General features: G+C 45.9%; 13 protein-coding genes. 5 read left to right on the forward strand and 8 right to left on the reverse strand.

What is annotated here, in order from left to right; genetic code table 11:
• Positions 1 to 16: 16 nt before the first annotated feature.
• Positions 17 to 358: a hypothetical protein gene (locus tag ACPXXB_RS08895; RefSeq protein WP_423906741.1), complete on the reverse strand. Its 342-nt coding sequence runs from the start codon at positions 356 to 358 to the stop codon at positions 17 to 19.
• Positions 359 to 575: 217 nt separating this feature from the next.
• On the opposite strand from ACPXXB_RS08895, the gene polA reads away from it, so the two are divergent.
• Positions 576 to 3,326 carry a DNA polymerase I gene (gene polA, locus ACPXXB_RS08900; RefSeq protein ID WP_423906743.1) on the forward strand — a complete coding sequence of 917 codons (2,751 nt, stop codon included), beginning with the start codon at positions 576 to 578 and terminating at the stop codon, positions 3,324 to 3,326.
• Positions 3,327 to 3,407: 81 nt separating this feature from the next.
• Here the strand turns inward: polA and rimK are convergent, their stop codons facing one another.
• From rimK to ACPXXB_RS08920, 4 genes are all read right to left on the reverse strand, one after another.
• Entirely contained in the window at positions 3,408 to 4,319 is a 912-nt protein-coding gene (rimK, locus tag ACPXXB_RS08905; RefSeq protein WP_423906746.1) for a 30S ribosomal protein S6--L-glutamate ligase, read from the reverse strand.
• 42 nt (positions 4,320 to 4,361) lie between these two features.
• Complete coding sequence (locus ACPXXB_RS08910) at positions 4,362 to 4,820, reverse strand: ATP-dependent zinc protease (RefSeq protein WP_423906749.1); 459 nt, start codon at positions 4,818 to 4,820, stop codon at positions 4,362 to 4,364.
• 41 nt (positions 4,821 to 4,861) lie between these two features.
• Positions 4,862 to 6,214 carry an NAD(P)-binding domain-containing protein gene (locus ACPXXB_RS08915; RefSeq protein WP_423906752.1) on the reverse strand — a complete coding sequence of 451 codons (1,353 nt, stop codon included), beginning with the start codon at positions 6,212 to 6,214 and terminating at the stop codon, positions 4,862 to 4,864.
• Positions 6,215 to 6,398: 184 nt separating this feature from the next.
• Positions 6,399 to 8,759, reverse strand: a complete 2,361-nt coding sequence (locus ACPXXB_RS08920) for a DUF1989 domain-containing protein (protein ID WP_423906754.1) — start codon at positions 8,757 to 8,759, stop codon at positions 6,399 to 6,401.
• Between the two features lie 385 nt (positions 8,760 to 9,144).
• Here ACPXXB_RS08920 and ACPXXB_RS08925 point away from each other — a divergent pair, with 385 nt between their 5' ends.
• The 4 genes from ACPXXB_RS08925 to ACPXXB_RS08940 all read left to right on the forward strand — a co-directional run bounded on the left by ACPXXB_RS08925 (position 9,145) and on the right by ACPXXB_RS08940 (position 13,825).
• The gene (locus ACPXXB_RS08925) at positions 9,145 to 10,065 is read left to right on the forward strand and encodes an ABC transporter substrate-binding protein (protein WP_423911082.1); all 921 of its coding nucleotides are present in this window, start codon (positions 9,145 to 9,147) and stop codon (positions 10,063 to 10,065) included.
• A gap of 150 nt (positions 10,066 to 10,215) precedes the next feature.
• On the forward strand, positions 10,216 to 11,292 hold the full coding sequence (locus ACPXXB_RS08930; protein WP_423906757.1) for a quaternary amine ABC transporter ATP-binding protein: 1,077 nt from the start codon (positions 10,216 to 10,218) through the stop codon (positions 11,290 to 11,292).
• Positions 11,289 to 13,346 carry an ABC transporter permease gene (locus tag ACPXXB_RS08935; protein WP_423906760.1) on the forward strand — a complete coding sequence of 686 codons (2,058 nt, stop codon included), beginning with the start codon at positions 11,289 to 11,291 and terminating at the stop codon, positions 13,344 to 13,346. The genes ACPXXB_RS08930 and ACPXXB_RS08935 overlap by 4 nt, the downstream gene beginning before the upstream one ends.
• 32 nt (positions 13,347 to 13,378) lie before the next feature.
• Complete coding sequence (locus ACPXXB_RS08940) at positions 13,379 to 13,825, forward strand: universal stress protein (protein WP_423906763.1); 447 nt, start codon at positions 13,379 to 13,381, stop codon at positions 13,823 to 13,825.
• Positions 13,826 to 14,086: 261 nt separating this feature from the next.
• On the opposite strand, the gene ACPXXB_RS08945 is transcribed toward ACPXXB_RS08940, so the two are convergent.
• The 3 genes from ACPXXB_RS08945 to ACPXXB_RS08955 are packed head-to-tail and all read right to left on the reverse strand — an operon-like array spanning position 14,087 to position 21,287.
• A complete protein-coding gene (locus ACPXXB_RS08945; protein ID WP_423906766.1) occupies positions 14,087 to 17,230 on the reverse strand; it encodes a DEAD/DEAH box helicase family protein in 3,144 nt (1,047 codons plus the stop codon).
• Positions 17,227 to 18,138: an AbiJ-NTD4 domain-containing protein gene (locus tag ACPXXB_RS08950; protein ID WP_423906768.1), complete on the reverse strand. Its 912-nt coding sequence runs from the start codon at positions 18,136 to 18,138 to the stop codon at positions 17,227 to 17,229. Before ACPXXB_RS08950 ends, ACPXXB_RS08945 begins: the two co-directional genes overlap by 4 nt.
• Entirely contained in the window at positions 18,138 to 21,287 is a 3,150-nt protein-coding gene (locus ACPXXB_RS08955) for a site-specific DNA-methyltransferase (protein WP_423906771.1), read from the reverse strand. The genes ACPXXB_RS08950 and ACPXXB_RS08955 overlap by 1 nt, the downstream gene beginning before the upstream one ends.
• Positions 21,288 to 21,506 lie beyond the last annotated feature (219 nt).

Raw genomic sequence — 21,506 nt, forward strand, 5'->3', positions numbered from 1 at the left:
TTACGATCAATATAATTCACCAACCACCGAGTTTCCACTGCCTGACGTTCTGGGCTTCACCGAGTTCATTTTCTTCCGAAAACCAAATCGAATCATCGCGTTGATTTTGATAGATCTCAGTCATTCGATTTTTATGCCGCACAGTCAACCTTTCCAATCTGCCACCAATGCGCAACTCCTCGAATTGAAATTCTCCGCTTTGCTTAATCGTCAAATCCTGTGGAATTAAAAGCGGGTTTGTTGCAGATTCTTCCTGAGCCTGAGCCTGAATTATATGTATAAAACAGGCAAGCATGATACATTTTACAACCGTGCTTTTAATCATAGCCCCATGTTTCATATTCATGTTCGTATTCATGATCGCAGTCCCGTTGGAATTCAATATTTCTGACAACTTACTATTCGGTATAGTTTCATTAGTGCCAACAATAGTAACACGTTTGCTCATCTGATTGGGAGCAGTCCAATTTTGTAACGCAATTTTAATAAAAGCGCTCCAATACAATTCTAATGAATGGTGCCATAATACGGCGATATTTGTTGCTGCTTGCCTACCTCTAACGCACTAAAATTTTATGTCTCCCGATAAAGAACTCATCCTCGTTGACGGCACTTCCTTCCTGTTTCGTGCCTACCATGCATTGGGGCGCAATCCATTGACCACCTCTGATGGCAGAACAACCCAAGCTATTTTTGGAATGGTCAATATGCTGAGAAGCCTGCTCAAAGAGTGCCAGCCCACTCATATTGCCGTAGTCATGGACGCAAAAGGAAAAACCTTTCGACACGACCTTTATAAAGCATATAAGGCGAATCGCCCACCCATGCCCGAAGACCTTCGGCAACAACTTGCATACGTCAATAAAATTATTCCGGCAATGGGTCTTCCATTAATTTCCATATCGGGGGTGGAAGCCGATGATGTCATCGGCACGCTGTCAATCCAGGCTACAACTCAGGGATTTCGCACCATGATCGTGAGTAGCGATAAAGATCTGACGCAATTGGTAAATGACCAAGTGGAAATGGTCGACACCATGAAAAATGTGCGTCTTAACCCGGCCGGTGTTAGCGAAAAATTTGGCGTGCCACCGCAACGAATTATTGAATATTTGGCATTAATCGGAGATAGCTCGGACAATATTCCAGGCATTCCGAAAGTCGGTGCGAAAACCGCTGTGAAGTGGTTCGATGAATACGGCACATTGGACAAAATTATTGAAAATGCCGATAAAATTTCCGGAAAAGTCGGCGAATATCTGCGCGACAACCTGGATCAACTTGAATTATCTAAAAAACTCACGACAATAAAATGTGATGTCGAACTTGAGCAGTCTCCAAATGATTTGACCCGGGGCAATCCGGATTATGAATTACTGCGCGCTTATTACACCGACCTGGAATTTCGCTCCTGGCTGAAAGAAATCGAGGCTCAAAATGACGATGATGGCCATGTTGAAGAGCGGAAAGAATCGGATGATGCCAATTCAAATGGCCTGAATAATAGACTGGATAATGGACTGGATTACGAAACTATTTGGGACACATCAACCCTTGATAAATGGATAGAAAAACTCAAAAAATCCAGCATATTTGCAATAGATACCGAAACCACTTCTCTTGATGTGCACCGCGCTGAGCTGGTCGGAATGTCGTTTGCGGTAACCCCGGGTGAAGCCGCTTATTTGCCGCTGGGACACAATTATGCCGGCGTGCCAAAGCAACTCCCGCTTAAAGAAACCCTGGAAAAATTGCGCCCGATTCTCGAAGATCCCAGTCAGGCAAAAACCGGTCAGAATTTAAAATACGATGTAGAGGTGTTGCAAAATTACGATATCCATTTACAAGGGATAACCCATGACACCATGCTCATTTCCTACATACTGGATGCCGGTAATTCACGACATGATATGGATACATTGGCGCTGAAACACTTAGGCAAACAAACCATTAAATTTTCCGATGTAGCCGGCAGCGGAAAAAATCAACTTACTTTTGATCAAATCGCCATTGAAGTGGCCACGCCCTACGCGGCGGAAGATGCTGATATTACTTTGCAACTGCACCAAACTCTATTGCCGAAACTTGAAAAAGATCCAAAGCTAAACAAGCTATTTAACGAAATAGAAATGCCGCTGATGAGCGCGTTGGTGCGCACCGAAACCAATGGCGTGAAAATTGATGCCGCTCAACTAAAAAAACAAAGCGCAGAAATAGCAATCCGGCTTGTTAAACTCGAAAAAAAGGCATATGCCGTTGCTGGCGAACCTTTCAATATCGCGTCGCCCAAACAAATACAGGAAATATTGTACGAAAAACAAGGTATTCCGGTGAAGCGTAAAACGCCTAACGGCCAACCCTCGACGGCGGAAAATGTGCTTCAGGAATTGGCGGCGGAATATGAACTTCCTCAATTGATTCTTGAGCACCGGAGTTTGGCGAAATTAAAGGGCACTTATACCGACAAGTTACCTGAATTGATTAACCCAAAAACCGGTCGCATTCATACGTCTTACCATCAGGCTGTTGCTTCTACGGGCCGGCTGTCCTCGGCTGATCCGAACCTGCAAAACATTCCCATTCGCTCTGAAGATGGCCGCAAGATACGCGAAGCCTTTATTCCCGAAGACGGTAATGTATTGATTGCAGCGGATTATTCTCAAATCGAGCTGAGGATTATGGCTCATTTATCTGGCGATAAGGGTCTGATCAATGCCTTTAATAACGGCATCGACGTGCACAGCGCCACCGCCGCTGAAGTGTTCGGCATCGCGGCCGATGAAGTGGACGAAGAACAACGGCGGCGAGCAAAAGCGATCAATTTTGGATTGATTTATGGTATGTCCGCATTTGGTCTGGCGCGCCAACTAAAGATTGTTCAAAAAGAAGCCAGGAATTATATCGATATCTATTTTGATCGGTATCCGGGAGTGAAACAGTACATGGAAAAAACCAAGCAAAGCGCGCGGGAAAAAGGTTTCGTTGAAACGCTATTCGGTCGAAGATTAAATCTGCCCGAAATAAATTCTAAAAATGCGGTGCGTCGTCAATACGCTGAACGCACCGCCATTAATGCGCCTATGCAGGGCACCGCAGCTGATCTAATCAAGCTGGCAATGTTAGCGATTGACAAATGGATTTTAGACAACCAGTCAAGCAATCGAATTATTTTGCAAGTTCACGACGAACTGGTGTTTGAAGTGGAGAAGAAAAATGTTAACCAAATGAAAGAGATTTCCGTGGAATTGATGTGCGGGGTGGCAAAATTAAAAGTGCCGCTTATTGTGGATATCGGCGTTGGCGCAAACTGGAAAGAAGCGCACTAGTTTTTCCATCCGGGATTAAACCAGATGCGTTCTGAAAGTGCTTTCCATTTAAATAATCGGTGAACTATTTCCACACCATGTTCAACCCGACCCACGGGTGCGGTTTCTCTTTGGTTTGGCATTTTTTTCTATGAACCCGATAATCATTCCAGCGACATCTTTGCCCGTGGCCGTTTCGATCCCCTGTAATCCAGGAGATGAGTTCACCTCCATGACTAATGGGCCACTGTCTGAGCGCAGCAAATCAACGCCACAAACATTCAATCCCATCACTTTCGCAGCCCGCGCCGCGGTTTTTCTTTCAGTTGGACTCAATTTAACCAGACTCGCTTTTCCGCCTCTATGCAAATTGGAGCGAAATTCCCCTGGCGGACCCTGGCGCTGCATAGCAGCAATCACTTTTTCACCCACGACCAAACAACGAATATCACTTCCCCCCGCTTCTTTTATGTATTCTTGCACAAGAATATCTGCGTTTAATTTCATAAAAGCCTGGATAACACTTTCAGCCGCCTTTTTAGTCTCCGCCAGCACCACCCCCTTTCCCTGAGTGCCTTCCAGCAGTTTTATCACCAATGGCGCACCACCCACTTCCTTGATTATGCCGTCAATATCCTTGCTTGAGTGAGCAAATGCTGTGATGGGCATGCCGATGCCTTTTCTCGACAGTAATTGCAGCGAGCGCAGTTTGTCCCGGGAGCGGGTGATTGCCACTGATTCGTTGATGCTATAAATATTCATCATCTCGAACTGACGTACAATGGCGGTGCCGTAATAGGTCACCGATGCGCCGATTCTGGGTATGACCGCATCGAAATCATTTCGGTTAAATTCGACAGTACCGTAGTGGATGGTTGGATTGTCAGAAGTAATATCCATAAAGCAGCGTAGGTGGTCTAGTATTTGTACGCTATGACCCCGCAGTTCTGCCGCTTCAACCAGTCTCCTGGTTGAGTATAGATTTCGATTACGAGAGAGTATTGCGATTTTCATAATTTGCCAAGTCAGAAATTTTTTATAGGGAGATTTGCTTTACTAATTATCGGCGCTCTTTTGTTTTCGCCCCATTAAATAGGAGCGGGTGACATCTACCACAAAATCTTCGCTTATTGCTGTTCGGCCGAGCAGCATCCTGAATTTCATATTCTTGCGTTGTGTCAACGTAATTTCAATCTCTTTTATTAGCTGGCCGATTTTGATATTACTCACAATGACTATGCGTTTCTCGACATGCCCTCCGGAATTGGTAATCTTTCTATTTTCAACGACTCTTGCGGTGCAAACTTTTTCTTTCAATTTATTTCGATTACCGAAAGTTACCTGAAATCGGGCCAGGATGATTCCATCCTCTTCTGTCAATTCATAGCCCACAGCATCCATCGTTGAGGTACGTGCGCCGGTGTCAATTTTTGCCTTGATTTTGTCTATGCCGAGACCGGGTAGTCCGACCCACTCTCGCCATCCGATTATTTTCTTCTGGTCAAGTGATTGCATCTTCCGGGTTTGCCTTCTGGCGGGCTTGTCGTCTGGCGATTTTATGATTCCTGAAAATAACTTTCCAAGTAATTTTCCATGGAGTCATCCATAGCGTCCATCCACGGCGTGTGATGCACCGGCTGATTATTACCGGTCATCAGAGATGGATAGGCGTTATTCCTGAAGCCCATGATATCGTCATGTTTGTGATGCTCCCACTGCATAAATGTTTTATTGACCCCTTCCACATCGAAAGTCGGGTAGTCGGTTTCATCGATTAATTCCTTGGTGTAATCTCCCTGGAACCAGATCATTTGTTCATCGTTTTGCAGAGATTCCTCTCGGTCGCGCCACTTTGCACTATGTTTAATCATCGCTTGGTAAGACGGCACTTTTATCTTTCCCATAATAACATCCCGGGCATACCAGGCTTGAGCATCGAACATGTTAAAGGTATAAAACTGATCCTGCATACCAAGATACATGACTTTCGGATTCTTTTCCCAGACCACCCCTTTATATAAATCCAAAGGCCACAAGCGATTTGTTGTAACCAACCGCAGCGAGTCGGGCATGAATGGGAAGTGATGCAAATAGCCGGTACATAAAATTATGGCATCCACTTGTTTAGTCGACCCATCCTTAAAATGTGCGGTTTTATTCACCACCTTGGTCAGCAATGGCAATTCCTGCCAGCTATCCGGCCAGTGGAATCCCATTGGCGCGGTTCGGTAACTCACAGTGACAGATTTACATCCATATTTATGACATTGGGAGCCAATATCTTCGGCCGAATAGCTGGTGCCTATAATCAAAATATCCTGGCCCTTGAACTCCACTGCGTCGCGGAAATCATGGGCATGAAGCACCCGACCGTTGAAAGATTCAAACCCCTCAAACTGAGGCACATTCGGCGTTGAAAAATGCCCATTAGCGACAACAACATTATCGAATTCTCTTGAACTTACCCGGTCTTTTAGCAAGTCCCTTGCGGTTACTGTAAACATACCGGTAGATTCGGAATAACTCACATCTTTCACAACAGTCCTGAATTTCACCCAGTCGCGCACCCCTGCATTTTCGACTCGGCCCTTTATATAATCAGCCAGCACCGCGCGCGGGGGATAAGAAGCGATCGGGCGCCCGAAGTGTTCCTCAAAGGTGTAATCAGCAAACTCAAGACATTCTTTCGGGCCATTTGACCACAAATAACGATACATGCTGCCATGAACAGGTTCACCATATTCATCCAATCCGGTGCGCCATGTATAGTTCCACAACCCACCCCAATCTTCCTGCTTTTCATAGCAAACAATTTCTGGAATCTCAGCGCCATTTTTCTGCGCCGATGCGAATGCTCGAAGTTGCGCGGTACCACAGGGGCCTGCGCCAATTATTGCAACACTTGTCATTTTTTACTCCACCTGGAAGTATTCATTAAAATTTATTGAAAATTTATTGCTTCAATTCTATTGCTTCAATCCTATTGCGAAACTATCTGAATTTGACACCGAGACCACAGAATTATTGTTTATGTTGTTCAATTTATCCTTCTTTTGTTCTCTGTGGTTTGTGTGGTCTCTGTGTCGATTTAAATCAATAATTTCCCTGAACCCGCTGTTTCTTCGGATCGAAATGCGGGAAAGGCACAACGGTTGCGGGAATACGCTTCTGGTGGCCATCAAGTTTTCCAATTTCAATTTCAGTGCCTGACTCCGCATACAGCACTTTCATCTTGCACAGCGCAATATTCTTTCTCAATATAGGCGAAATCACGCCACTGGTAATGCTGCCCACTTGCTCCCGACCGATAAAAACCCCATCGCCATTGCCACCAATCTCTTCTCCCTTTACGTCAAGCCCAACCAGTTTTTGCTGGGGATTTTGTTTGCGACCAACCAATACTTCCCGACCAATGAAATCATCTTGTTTTGATTTCAGGGGCACGGTAAAACCAATTCCCGCTTCAAAAGGATCGGTTTGGTCGTCAAACTCGGCGCCAGCAAAAATTAATCCGGCTTCGATGCGCAGCATATCCAGCGCCTCCAATCCTAATGGCGCAATTTTATATTCCTGCCCGGCCTCCCACACCGCATCCCAAATCGCTTCGGCATCGCGGGGATGGCAAAATATCTCATAGCCTTGTTCGCCGGTATATCCAGTGCGCGATACCAAAATAGGCAGCCCGGATTCATCACACATTCTGGCAATAGAAAAACGAAACCATTTCAGTTCTTCAATCGCTGCTTGATCCGGCCGAGTCCATATAACTTTTTTCAACACATCCAGGCTTTTTCGGCCTTGAATTTGTAAGTTGTGGAGTTGGGAAGTGGCATCCTTGACCCAGGCGCGCATGTTTCTTTTCCGGGCTTGTTGCCTAATCCATAACCCGGAGGCATCGTTTCCGCCAATCCAGCGAAAATTATTCTTGCCCAATTTGAAAACCGTGCCGTCATCAATCATGCCACCGGATTCATAACATATGGCAGTATATACAACCTGCCCGATTGAAAGTTTTCTGATGTCTCTAGTGACACAGGTTTGCATCAAAACTTCGGCATCCGGCCCGACCACTTCGTATTTTCTTAATGGCGAGAGATCGGTCATGATTACCCCTTCTCGACAAGCCCAATACTCGGCGGTGCAACCATAGTCAGTGTAGTTATTGGCCAACCAATAGCCGTTGTATTCAACAAAGTTACGGGTTAGCTCGGAGGATTTTCTATGAAAGCCGGTTTCTTTTGTCATTTCAGGTTCTGCATCGGTGGTTTTTCTAAATGCGATCGCGCGCTTGAATAAATTTTTTTCGGAATAGGTTCGTATCTGGATATCGGTTGGCACCCACCCATTCGCGGGGTCGATATCGCATGGGCAGGCAGATGAAACACAAACCAAATCCTTGATTGCACGCATCAACACGTAGTCTCCCGGCCGCGACCAGGGATCATCAAATATAAATGTAAAAGCATCATCAAAGAAAGTATTAAAGAATAGATTCATCGCCTGCCATCCTTTGCGCGGCGCAATCGGGTACGCTTCCAGCGCCTGGTTGAAATTGTCCGAGCAATTTGTGTGGCCGGGATAACCGGCATCGTCATAGTATTTACTCGTGCAAGCCAAACCGAAACTGTCGTGTCGCCCGCAGGTATCCTGAACAATTTCGAGTAATGGCTGGAAGTCCACATCATAAAACTTTGAATACAATCCGGGTCCAGGATAGGCCGAGCCGGTTAACGCCCGAGTTGTGGTTGCGCTGAGATAGCGCATCAACCCTTTATCCAGCTGGGCTTGGTCAAAGCACTGGAAATCCGAACACTCTCGACCATCGATATCGAGAACTTGAATATATTCCCCGGCTTTGACTTCATAACTTTGGGCGGTTGCCGCATCGATTCTGAAACTTTGTTGTTCATCTGCCAAGGGGTCGGGTAATTCATTGGCAATGACCTGCCCCGGATTAGCTCTCGTGATATAGGCAATTAAATCAGTCGGGGGCAAATCTATTGAGGATATGTATTCATATGCTATCATCGGTTCTCTGGGCGCGCACACCAAGCAAACCAATTCGCCTTCGCTGACGAATTTTGTGCTTGATCCGGCCACTGTATCGCCCGATAAAACTTCAGCAACTTTCGCTTCCGGCAAACTGACTGATAATGCTTTAAGTTTATTTCTTATTTTCGCTGCAACCGGGCTGTCGCTATCCAGCATCCGGGCGATGGTTTCTCCATTTGTATTTGGCGCAACACCGAGTTGCGCCGTTGCAGATTGGCCGGAACCATTAAATGCCAGCACATGGGCCGGCTGTAGCCCTTCCGGATCAACTATTTCCAGCTCATCTCCCAGCAGCATTGGCACCGCGACCACAGCACCGGCGCGCACCACATAACGCTCTTTGCCAATCCACTCCTGCCCCAGTCCAGGTTCACGAAGTTTAATTACGGAACTTATATCCATAGTCATATTTTGTAGTTAAGTAACCTTGACATCTCGACCACAATATACACATGATACACATGGCTATAAACATGAATTCCATCAGCATATTGAGCCAAATCTATACCACATTCAACTTTTACCTTAAACTATACACTAACATTTGCAATATTTAAGTAAAAATATTGAATTGGTTCAATTAGGGTACTTCTATTGGTAGAATAATTGGCGTATAGTTAACAAATGTCCGCAACGTATGACGTTCCGGATTTTATCGTAAATCACATTTACTTGTGGAGAGTATAATGCAAAAGTTCTCTACCGCTGTCTGTGAGATTAACAACACAATAAACCAAAATCCCCTGCGAGGATAATTTTTATGTTTAAATCAAAATCAATCCGTATAATGGTACTTGCCGGATGTGTGTCGCTGCTTTCTGCAACAGGCGTTGCTAAAGCAAAAGACAGCACCGCACCGATCATTATCCCGACTCACAACTGGTCAAGCCAAATTGTTATGGCTCACGTTATTGGCGGTATGTTTGAAAGCATGGGCAATAACGTTGAATACGTACCTGCGGATTCACAAGCAGTATACGAATCAATCCGAAATGGTGACGTAACTATTTCGCACGAAGTTTGGCAATCCACATTCGGCGGTTCTTTCTATAACGCTATGAGCGAAGGCGGTCTCATTGATGCCGGTACCCACGCTGCAACCACCCTGGAAGAAATGGGCGTACCAACCTGGGTCATCGACGAGGGTCTATGCCCTGGTCTGCCTAACTGGGAAGCGTTAAAAGATTGTTCTGCAAACTTCACCACACCTGATTCAGATGGCAAAGGCCGTTGGTTAGAAGGCCCACAAAGCTGGCACGGCGACTTAATGCCTGTGCGTCTTAAAGCACTTGGTCTGGCTGACAAATGGGTCGTTAAATTCGCCGGTGGTGCCGATGCATTGTGGACTGAATTGGCGTCTGCCAAGAAAGAAGGTCGTGGTACTGTTATCTTTAACTGGACCCCGAACTTCACCGATGCTACCGGTTTCACTTTCATCGAGTTCCCTCCTTACACTGATGGATGCCGGGTGGCCGACGGTGGTGACGGTAGTTGTGGTTCACCCGTAGGCTGGTTGAAAAAAGCTGCGAACTATAAGTTCCCAAAAACTCATCCAGCTGCTTACAAAGCATTTTCCAAATTGTCATTTACAACAACTCAAATCGGCCAAATGGCTGCTTTGGTTGATACCGACAAAATGGACCACAAAGATGCTGGCGCCAAATGGTTGGCTGAAAACAAAGATGTTTGGACGGATTGGACTAAATAATCCGGGCGATATATCAACGTCTGAAATTAAAAATCCCCTGGCGAGATATCGAACCAGGGGATTTTTGTTAATAAATATGCCCAACCATTAAAACGTGGTAGTTTTACACTCTAACTTGAATGTAACAAACCAAACCTAAAGTACACCCTCATGCCTACACAAACCGCGACTACAGATTCAAAAGAACCCGTTATCCGCTGCGAATCGGTCTACATGATTTTTGGCGATAATGCGAAAAGCATGTTGGAAAAATCCGGCGGCGTCGTCGATTCGGCTAAATTCCAGGAAGCCGGTTGCATTGTGGGCGTCAACGATGCATCGTTTGAGGTGCATAAAGGCGAGCTACTGATTATTATGGGTTTGTCGGGTTCCGGAAAATCCACGATTATGCGCTGCATTGCCAGGCTGAACGAGGCAACCGCTGGCAATATATACATCAATGGTGAAGATATCCTGACGATGAACAACAAACAGCTCATTGAGCTGCGGCGCAACAAAATGGGCATGGTGTTTCAAAGCTTCGCTTTGTTGCCCCACAAAACCGTGCTGGAAAATATTGCCTTTCCCTTGCAAGTGAAAGGGGTCAGCACCAAGGACAGCATAGAACGCGCCAAGGAGATGGTGGATTTGGTGAGCCTTACTGGGCGGGAAAATTATTTTCCACGAGAACTTTCGGGTGGTCAGCAGCAGCGTGTCGGTATTGCTCGCTCCCTTGCCATCGAGCCCGACATCTGGTTCCTTGACGAACCCTTTTCAGCACTCGACCCGTTAATCCGCAAGGAGATGCAGGACGAGTTTCTAAGGCTACAGGATGTTCTGAGCAAAACCATTTTATTTGTCACCCATGATTTCGACGAAGCATTACGCCTGGCCGACCGGATCGCCATTATGAAGGATGGCGTTATCGAACAATTAGATACACCAGCGAATATCGTCCTCAATCCAGCCACCGAATATGTGCGGAAATTTACCGAGGAAGTGCCGCGGGAAAAGGTCTTGAAAATCAAGTCTGTCATGGAACCTTATGATCCCAATGAAGATCACAGCGATCAAAAGGTGTCACAAGACGCCATCATTGCAACCGTGGCCGAATCCATTCTAAATGCCACAAGACCTGTTGCCGTTATCGATGACGCAGGAGAGATCGTGGGATCTGTGCATGCTTCCAAAGTGGTCAGCATCCTGTTCGGTAGCCGTGCCGATGACTCTGAAGAACAAACGTCATGACCGAAGCGTTTAAAGAAAAGAAATATCTGCAGTTTGCGTTACTGCTGGTCGTATTTATCCTGCTGTGTCTGGTTATTTCCCCTTCGGACAGCGTACTGTGGCGATTGCCGCCGTTATTCAAGGAGCTTCCGATCATTATCAACGATGCTGTCAGGTATATCTTGTTCGATTGGTGGTTAATCGACGTATGGGACCCGGATATTGAGGAATTTGAACAAAAGCCGTTGATGAACCAATTCACCCGTTCGGCTTCAGGTGTGATTTTGTTCCTGATTGAGTTTATTAGAGAAATCATGCTGGGTGGTGTCAAGACCATAGTCACGTTTAGCGGATGGGATTGGGCTACAGAAAATCCATGGGCGCGCTGGCCAGCATTGCCTTGGACTGTGGTTGCCGGGGGTTTCACCATTCTCGGCTATGCACTGAATGGAAAGCGGTTGGCCATCTTTGTCGGTTTTACATTTGTTTACATCTCGGTATTCGGACAGTGGGAACCGTCGATGGAAACACTGTCCTTCGTATTGATTGCTGCCCCGGTTTCGGTTTTTTTCGGCCTGATTTTGGGCATCTGGGCTTTCAAAAGTAAAACTGTGGAGGCGGTACTAAATCCATTGCTCAACGTGATGCAGATTATGCCGGCCTTTTCCTACCTAATTCCGATAATGATATTTTTCGGTATCGGTGATCATGCGGGCGCGATTGCTACGGTAATTTTTGCAACACCTCCTATGGTACGCCTGACGCTGTTGGGCTTGCAAAAACTATCGCCAGAGATTGCTGAAGCTGGACAGATGAGCGGTTGCACCGACCGACAATTAATGCTCAAGGTACTGATTCCCACAGCCCGTCGAGATATATTGATTGGCGTTAACCAGGTCATTATGCAATGCCTAGCGATGGTGGTTATCGCTTCGTTGATCGGCGCCAAGGGCTTAGGGAACAATTTGCTGATCGCGCTCAACCAACTGAGGATAGGCTTGGCGCTGGAGCTCGGCGTGTGTATCGTTCTAATTGCTATTGTGTTGGACAGGATGTCACTGGCCTGGGCCGAAAAACAGATCGATTACTTTGCGGACCTGTCATTTGTAGAACGCCACAAGTATTCTCTGATTTTCGGCGTGGTTTTTGTCGTCGGCATAATTCTGGCCGTTATTGGTTCGTTTTTCTTCAAGGAAGGGTTCAATTACCTCAACTTGATTCCCCATAACAAGGGCATTACCACCCAGGACTTCTGGCAAGCCGGAGTTGACTGGGTCTGGGATACATTTTTCTACACACTCAAAGGATTTAACGAATGGTTGATTGTTGAGGTTCTGGTGCCGGTTAAGAAAGCCTATCTTGCCATGCCTGTGGTCGCAACCTTTTTGATGGCTATGGGGACTGGATATATCGTTGGTGGATGGAAAGTAGCGCTAACCGTGGGTGGACTCCTGCTGTTTATTGCATTTACCGAGTGGTGGGACCGGGCGCTGATCACCGCGTACCTGATGACCATTTCCGTTCTGATTTCCAGCTTCGTCGGCATCGTGGCTGGGACATTGTGTGCACAACATCCGGTGACCACGCGTATCATGCTGACAGTTTGCGATACCTTTCAGACATTTCCATCATTCATCTACCTGATTCCGGTAATGATGCTGTTTGGTGTCACCGATACTTCGGTGCTGATCGCCATCGTGATCTACGCCACCGTTCCGGCCACCCGTTACACCATACAAGGTTTGCTAGCTGTGCCGCAATCACTGCACGATGCCGGCTCAATGGCAGGCGTCGGTCGCATACAACGCTATTTTTTCATCGAGTTGCCCATGTCGTTTCCCCATCTGGCGCTTGGTGTAAACCAAACCGTGGTGTTTGCACTTGCGATGGTCATCATTGGTGCGTTGATCGGCACTGATGATCTCGGGCAATTGATTCTCAAGTCCCTGTCGGATCGAGAGGGTATTGGCAATGGACTGATCCTTGGGCTGTGCGTCGCCTTTATTGGACTCGCAATCGACCAGATTCTTCGAACCTGGGCAAATCAAAGAAAGAAAGCTCTCGGATTAAACTAAACTTAATAACCCCGGATTTAGACGCCTGAACAATGATTTCAAATATCTTACTCGCAGTTGACGGATCCCCTCAATCTTCCAAAGCGGTCAAAATAGCTTCTCAAATTGCACAAGGCGTTAATGCAAAACTTGTTCTTATACATGTAGTGAAACTGGATAAGATGCCGGAAGTGATGAAACAATTCGTCAAGAACGAGCATATACCAGGCACAACGAATATCGATGTGCTCATGAACGCGGCGCAACACATGTTAAAGAACGATGTTAAAAGAGCCAAAACTGCTGGTGTATCAGAGGTGGAAGTGGAGGTCGAACAAGGATCCATCGCACGCACCATTATTGCAACTGCTACACGCCATAATTCAGATTTGATCGTTCTTGGATCAAGGGGCATGGGTGATATAGAAGGGCTGTTGCGTGGCGGCGTATCCCAACGTGTTGAAACACTTGCAAAATGTCCTGTACTCATTGTCAAATAATTGCTTGACTAGTCAAGACCCAAATTTTATTTTCGCAGATGCTGAGGCTATCCCGTGGACAGATTCAGAAATGGCCAACAGCGTTGCAGTAAAAACCTTGTGTGGGGCAAGCGGCCGAAAGCTGGTATGGGACCGAAAATAACAAACCTTGTATGCAGTAACACCTGCTTTTCATCGCCGCCAGCCAATGGTGGGACGAAGCCTTGATTACACGGAGGCTCCGCATCATCAAGTCGCGCGTTCTCTGTACCCTAACAACCGCTATACAACACCAAGCGCATGTTGTAACAGGGCGCGCACTGCCAAAAACTTTCCCTGCGCCAGAAATATGCCCATTCCCCGACAACTTTCATCCGTCATCTCGGTGTCAGAGCCAATATCTTTAGGTTTTGTGACAGACCAAATGTATGAATGCAGAAAAATATCTGGGTGTTGCAGTTGAATTTTTTTCTCGGTTTCTTTTATGCGCGTATGCAAATTCACTTTGGATTTAACTTTGCTGTTAAAGTGAACAAGCCCCTTGGGATCTATAAACAGAATGTCCTGCCTGTTTGAGTCTCTAACCCAAAGAATGAAATCCGGATAAAAAGAATAATCATCAAAGAAAGAAACCCCTTTCCCACGGCTGAGATTACGCATCAGGTATATTTCTTTGCCTTGTAGAAAATCAATATTCTGGTTTTCCACAATAACTTTCAGGTATCCAACAAAATCAGCTTCGCCATCATTCAGCGCAAGCGGTGAGATTTTAACGGACTCTCCCGCACCGACAGACGCTTGAAGCAAGGGAATGTAAGCATGAAAAGCTGGCGCCAGAAGCGAGAGTTGCACAGAGGGTAATTTGATCTCCTTCTCGTAGTTACCTTGCGCCACCTCTTTCGCCAACTGCTCAATCTCTTTTATCAAGCCTTCCTCTTTGGTATCAACCGACAGTTGGTATGCCTCGACATAGTTCAAGTTTTCATCATCCAGCGGCGCAACTTCGATATGTTCATGCTCCCATTTATTTCTCTTTCTGCGCCAATGTTGATTAGCGTATTCACAAATCAAATCAACCGCAAGGCTTTCCCATTCGCGCACCCTGCTGTATTCGGACGGTATAAGTTTCTCAGGCGGAATGTACAGTTCATACCAATCCTGGTTTTCAAGCAGCGCGTTCACTGTTGCCTGAGCAATGGTCATGTTATGCCACTGAAACCTGCGTTTGCGTTCCAGCACCTTGTGATAGACCGACAGTTTGTTTATTAAAGACAAATGCTTTTTTTCAAGTTTGTGTTCTTCCTTGGCGGATATGTTGCCGCCTGCATGATTTTGATTCGATTCAAGAACCTGCAAACGCTTGTAGCGATCAAGCGTCACGCTATCATTTAATTTGGGTTTCTTTGGCAAGTCAATAATCTTGCCAGCGTATTGAAACTCGCCGACATTGTCTTGTTTTTTGAGAATTTTTAGATTCTTTACCTTCCCGAATTGTTTTTTGGTAGGCAATATAAAAGCAACCCGGTCAACGTTAATACCTTCTTTTTGAAGATACTCTTTGAATTTGTCCATATAGTTGGCTTTGAGACCAAAGATGTTTAGCGTTTCTATTAATTTGAGTTGGTTACTATCTTGCGGGCGTGCCCCTGCAAGCGCGGTGTGCCGCTTGAGCGACATATCGTATCCCTTGAGACGAATTCCCCTGCCAAACATCTGAATTATTTGCGGACCCTCGCCCGCCCCAACATGCATAAGCCCCATTGTGCTGACCCGCCACGAGTTCCAGCCGGCAGCGAATTTGCGTGCGCCGATGACGATATTTACCGGCGAGTTATAATTGTCCACATCGCCGAAAAGTGGTTGGGTGAATGCGTTTTTTGAAAGCGAGAATAGCGGATTTTCAACCGCCTCAAGTTTTGTGTACAACCCGGATGCATCGCCGACATTGATGACCCCAAACGGGTTTGCATCCCCGGTACTGAGTTGCAGTTCATCCAAGCTTGTCAAGTGAGAGATATGTAATTGTCCATATGCGCGAAAGACGGTTATCAACAAGTCATCGTAAACTTGTAGCGGTTTCGTTTCTTTAATATAGGAAAAAGACTTACTAAAAATGTCTGCTCCGTTTTCATCAGTCAGTCCGGTATTGCCGCTTAGCAGTTTGGTAATTCCCGGCACCACATCTTGCCGCTTGCTTTGCACCCAGGCTATAAAGTTTACGATTCTGACCACATCAGTTTCAGTCGCTTTCTTTCCGGCGGAGTTGCCGCCGTTCACGGTCTTTCCGAGAAAAACCCACAACGGCGGAGCTATGTTGAACTCCCGCCACTGTCCGCTTTTGTCCTCGTAGATTCGGCACTGCTGATAAAACATCAACAAACAAGCAAGCAGGTAAAAGTTGTTCGCTTCGCCATCATCGGTCTGTTGCAAATTAGATATTTGGTAATCCTTGCCGTAACCGTCTCCGTAGAAAAATTTGTAGGAATAATCAAACAAAATTGACTTGCCGTATTCATCGCGCAGTTTCTTTATATCCCCCCCGCTACCCGAAACCGCCTGATTGAATGTTGCCGAGTATTCAAAAGTGAAACCATTTGTGGCGAGTTGCTTGCGGCGTTTTCTCCAAACCCTGCCGCCGGTTCCCAAATGACCCTCATCAACCATAACAAGGTTGTTTTCTTCAAAGGATTCCAGCGCGACGCGCTTAATGCCTTTTTTTTCATCCAGTTTGTGCAGGTCAATGATGTCCACGATTGCGCCACCTTGAGAAAACAAGCCCGGCCCCGCATTGTCGGAGAGAAGTTGCGCCGGTATGCCGCTTGATTGCAGTTCGCGCAAGTGCTGGCGGGAAAGCCCCTCGTCCGGCGTTACCAATATAATTTTGTTGAGTTTGTGTAACCGTTTGTATTCTTTCAGGTAGTGTTTGTATTGCAGGATGTTAGCGTGTAGTAGCAATGTTTTGCCCGAACCGGTCGCGCTTTGAAAAGCAAGCGTGCATAGATCGTCGATCGTATAGTCGGCAATATCATAGTCGGGAATACCGGACTCCCTTTCTTGTCGTTTCCATCTGTTTAGTTTTTCAATCAGGATTTCAGCATCTTGGAAATACAAATCAAGATAGCGCTCGGTAAAAAGCAAGGCGAGATATTGAAATGGCTTCCACGATTTGCCCTTTTCAATCGTCATTCCCAAAGTTTGGCTATGGGCGATTATGTTTTCGTCATAGCGGGCAAGGTCGTTCTGTGTCGCTTCCGTTGGGTACGGATGCAGGTAGTTAGAGAGTGTTTGGAAAAACCGGGTCGTGTTGTTCTCGGCAAGTCCCTCCGGCAAACCGTCTAGCCGCTTTAACATCGCGCGTAAGCTGGCATAATCGAATTGGTTGCACATAAAACGGTGCAACACCATTCTTTTTTCAAGCGCCGTCATTTTTCTTGTCTCTGTCTATGCCTGCTGACAAGATAATCAATAAATGACACGCAAGCGCCATACATAAAAATTGCTTCGTCAAACCCGACATAGGCGGCGTTTTTTTCAATCAATGGATGGCGAATTCCTTGCTCATCATTTGTATAGCCGTAGAGTTTCATGAAAGCATCTTGCAACGCCTTGTGGTTAAGCATTCCATTTTGTTCAAGCGAATCCAATGCAGCACCGAGACCCTTTGAAGCTTTAGAATCAATCTGTCGGGCAGCCGCTTCAACCGCATGTATGCTTTCCCGAATGGCAGCGGCATAATTGTTGTTGCTCAGTTCTTGTGCAGCATTGCAAAGATGAGACTTTGATCCGGTCAATTTAGATTGGTTGATGTTGTCTAATGATCGTTTGACGCTTTCCTTCATTTCCTCGCTTGTAGCAGGAATAATACATATTGGTTCACTTGAACAACTGATAATATATGGAGCGTCGTCAAAGCAATCTTTTATCTGATCGCTTAAAGGTTTAGGCATATATGAACGGCGCAACATATACTCTATGATGGTAAGGAGTTCATAGATTTCTGCCTTTAGAATTAGATTCCTAAGCCAGCCCTTCACCTCCTCTGTTTCTATTATTCCGATTTCGTCATGAGGTATATCCAACACATTAAATCGATATGAATAGGGAAATTTTTTGAAAAATCTTCCCTCTGCAGTTTTAGTAAAATACGATGCAAATGAATCATCAAATGAATCATTAGTGGAGTTATGGCTTATGCTTATTTCAATAACACGCCAAACTCGATTCCTGAATCTTTTTGTCAAGACTCCTGCTTGCAAAGGTTCCGGCAAAGGCGTTTTTCCTTCTCTTTGTGAGAATGTTAGTTCTCGCCATTCTTTTCCTTTTTTATCTGTCATTACTCCGCCCTCTCAAACATCAATTCCCGGAAAACCAGCTCAGTGGTAACCGCTTCCCATTTTTCGTTTGGTTTTCTGAGCATATTCAAGGTGTGGTCACCGTTCGCATAAATACAGTTCAAATCATCGCCAAAGGTTTTGCGGTGTTTGAGAAACCACTTATCCAGTTTGGATGCGTTCATTTTCTCCAGGTTGCGCCACAGGATGAGGCAGTTTTCGTCTTTGGAATTTGTACCGGTGATGGTCAAAACATTTTCTATTTGCCGGCGAGCGGATAACCGCAAGCCAAGCAGAAAGTTAAAAGTTTCTACAAGGTCTGCCCGGACATCGCGGCGGATGCCATCGCGCACTACGGACAAGGTGTAATTGAATGGGTCTATAAAATCTTTGCCTACCAGTGACGCGCTTTCCGCGGTTTCTTCGCCAAGCGCGTAGCGCAGTTGGTAATCTTCTGCGAACATTTTTGTTTCTGCCGTATCAACCAAATCGGCGCGCGATTTAACCGTTAAACTGTCCAGCGTGTCTTCGTAGGATTCAAGGCGGATGTATTTGAATAACTGGCTGATGCCTTCTCTTCCCTTCGGCTTGCCGCCTTTCCAATCCTTGGAATAAGCGACTTTTTTCATTCGCGGCAAAAGCACGGTTTCAAAATGATGCCCGACTTCGACGAGGATGTATTTGCGGTTGCCATTATCTTCTCGGTTGAGGTTTATTACTGCATGACCGGTGGTGCCGGAGCCGGCGAAATAATCAATGACATTAACATCCGAGCTGTCTGCACCGGATGCACGCAAACAATCTTCCACTAACTTGACTGATTTAGGAAAATCAAAAGGCATTTCGCCAAACAATTCTTTAGTGATAATCGCCCCATGATTGGCAGAAGCATACTCTTTCTTGTCCCACCATGTTTGCGGCATTGCGCGCTCGTCCATATAAGTTTTAAATTGTATGTTGATACCACCGTTGTCATCACGAAGTACACGATACTCGCTCAGTTCTAACCGAACACGCTCCCATCCTCTGTGCCAGTTTTTCTCTATTTTACCGTTGCCGTTTTCCCTAACCGGCCAAACAACGACTTCGTCTTTCTTCGGGGTTTCTAAAATTTTGTACTCCCGCCCTGATTCATCCCATTCCATTTTAGGGATGCGAATTGCATCATTGTTCCCAACATAAATTGGATAGAACATTTTAGGGGCATCTTCTCTTTTATCGTTTGACCCTTGTCGTATCAGTGTTAACCAGTCATAGCGTCCCCTCTCATCAGAAAAGCGGTAACGAGAAATTTGTTTTTCGGTTTTTTGTAACACACCGGGAATAGATTCATCCTGCCCATAAAACAGCGCATATTCATGCGTAGGTGAAAACTGACCGGTTGACTTACGACCCACAGGGTTTGAGCGCACCGGCGCAATACCGATTTCCTTCGTAAATACGGATTGCAGTAAAGTGCGTAATAGCGATACTTCCTCATCGTCAATTGCACAACACAAAATGCCATTTCTAGTCAAAATATTTTTAGACCACACAAGTCTGTCGTGCATAAATGAAAGCCAAGAACTATTTTTATATCCGTTCTTGTACATAATCGCAGAGGCATCCGTGTTATACGGCGGATCAATATAAACGCACTTCACCCGCCCCCGATACCTTTCCTGCATTAAATTCAATGCCTGAAAATTTTCCCCGTGCACCAGCAAGCCGCTCATCTGTTCCTCTATCGCCCCGGCTTCCGATAAAGCGGCGAGCAGTTTGTCCGAAAACCCTTTATCGAAATGCCGGGTATCCAAAACCAGATACGGATTCTCGTTGAGAAATTTCAACTTCAATGGCTTGCTGTAAGCGGTTGCGGCAAGGTCACCATTTATCTCGTCAATGGCGAACAGTTTGACCCATTCATCTCGCTGCGACTTGTTTTTGGCAATCTCCGAATAGAGCGATTGCGGCACTTTATCAAGCGTCACACAATATTGCGTTTCCAACACAAATTTCCTTTTCAGCCATAGTTGCTTTTGGAAGCCCTCCAATTGCGCCAGAAAATCTATGATTTTATTGCCGACGTTTTTTATCGCTTTTATTTGCGCCAAGCCGCGTATGAATACGGTGGGATCGTCTGTCAATTCCAGGTTATCAATGGATATGACTTCGCTTTTCAGGTAATTGTCCAGTTCCCGGTGCAGGAAACTGCCGAGGTCCTTGTGAATGAAATAATCAAAACTGTTCTTTGCTGTATAGGCGGTGATATGCTTGCCGAGCAAGGTGCGGTTTTCATCCGCTTCGGTGGGGCAAGGCGCAAAAATTGGAATTAGCCATGCCTCTTGGTCTTTGGTAATTTTTGCGAGAATTCGCTGTTCGGTTTCTTGGTTGATGGCGTGCTGTCGCTTGTTGCCGTTTTGCGGATGTTTCTTTTTCTCGCCTTCGGTTAAAGGGCGATGGTCAAAGCGGATAGTTAACTGATTTTCGTCGAAGGCGACAAAATCCTTCGCTAGCACAAACAGGCGTTGGTTGCCGTTGGTTTCTTTGATATTGTCTTTTTCATTATCGGCATCCGCAATCTCAAAACGTACGCGGGATTCTTTTCCTTCTTTGTCAACAATGAAAACATATGAGGCGTAATTCTCGGTTGTCTTGATGTAATACTGATCGGCGTTTGCCCAATGGAGTTTTACTTCTTCGCCGTTGTAGGGAATTGAATAGGCTTCTTTGCCCGCACCTTTATAGCGGCGAAGCGACATAAAATCACCTTCGTCGTAGTAGCGCGAGAAGAAGTTGTAAAGGTGGTTGTAAGTATCCGCTTCCGTTTGTTGGTCGCTTTTGGCGGATTTTATCAGGGTATTTAATTCCTTGACCTTTGGGGATTCTTTGGGGTCAAAACCAGCATCTTTCGCCTTTTGGGATATGTCTTCAATATTTTTTTGCAGTAATGAAGTGTCGGAGTTGGCAATATCTCCTAATAAGCCCGTAACCTGCGGTAGCAGTTCGTTGTCCAGAAATGCACTAACTTCGGTGCTTTTCAGCGCCATAATGCGATACAAGCCGAAATCCAGGTCGCCGCGGTCAAGTTGAAACAGCTGGCGTAGTTTAGCTTTGAGTTTGACGATGTTTTCTTCGGCAGCTTTGCTCAGGATTTTGGGCGTATTGTTCATTTCCATCTCAACAAAAAGTGGGCGCAATTATAACCAACCTTAAGGCGTAGATAAAGGCGCGGTATGGGTCCACCCCCTTTGGCACACGGGTTGATTATGAATGGGGAAGTTGCAGGAGATTGCAAGCCGAGGCCATGATGAGGCAAGACGGTGTTGCAGTCGAGTAGCCAGTACATGCCCTAAGCAGGCTACGCGGCAAAGCCCTTGTTTGGTATCCGA

The sequence above is a fragment of the Candidatus Spongiihabitans sp. genome (genome assembly GCF_965237845.1).
Lineage (GTDB): Bacteria > Pseudomonadota > Gammaproteobacteria > Arenicellales > Poriferihabitantaceae > Spongiihabitans.

Coding starts and splice junctions, on each gene's coding strand:
- ACPXXB_RS08895 (WP_423906741.1), bottom strand. CDS start 358: ATGAATACGAACATGAATATGAAACATGGGGCTATGATTAAAAGCACG.
- polA (WP_423906743.1), top strand. CDS start 576: ATGTCTCCCGATAAAGAACTCATCCTCGTTGACGGCACTTCCTTCCTG.
- rimK (WP_423906746.1), bottom strand. CDS start 4,319: ATGAAAATCGCAATACTCTCTCGTAATCGAAATCTATACTCAACCAGG.
- ACPXXB_RS08910 (WP_423906749.1), bottom strand. CDS start 4,820: ATGCAATCACTTGACCAGAAGAAAATAATCGGATGGCGAGAGTGGGTC.
- ACPXXB_RS08915 (WP_423906752.1), bottom strand. CDS start 6,214: ATGACAAGTGTTGCAATAATTGGCGCAGGCCCCTGTGGTACCGCGCAA.
- ACPXXB_RS08920 (WP_423906754.1), bottom strand. CDS start 8,759: ATGGATATAAGTTCCGTAATTAAACTTCGTGAACCTGGACTGGGGCAG.
- ACPXXB_RS08925 (WP_423911082.1), top strand. CDS start 9,145: ATGGTACTTGCCGGATGTGTGTCGCTGCTTTCTGCAACAGGCGTTGCT.
- ACPXXB_RS08930 (WP_423906757.1), top strand. CDS start 10,216: ATGCCTACACAAACCGCGACTACAGATTCAAAAGAACCCGTTATCCGC.
- ACPXXB_RS08935 (WP_423906760.1), top strand. CDS start 11,289: ATGACCGAAGCGTTTAAAGAAAAGAAATATCTGCAGTTTGCGTTACTG.
- ACPXXB_RS08940 (WP_423906763.1), top strand. CDS start 13,379: ATGATTTCAAATATCTTACTCGCAGTTGACGGATCCCCTCAATCTTCC.
- ACPXXB_RS08945 (WP_423906766.1), bottom strand. CDS start 17,230: ATGACGGCGCTTGAAAAAAGAATGGTGTTGCACCGTTTTATGTGCAAC.
- ACPXXB_RS08950 (WP_423906768.1), bottom strand. CDS start 18,138: ATGACAGATAAAAAAGGAAAAGAATGGCGAGAACTAACATTCTCACAA.
- ACPXXB_RS08955 (WP_423906771.1), bottom strand. CDS start 21,287: ATGAACAATACGCCCAAAATCCTGAGCAAAGCTGCCGAAGAAAACATC.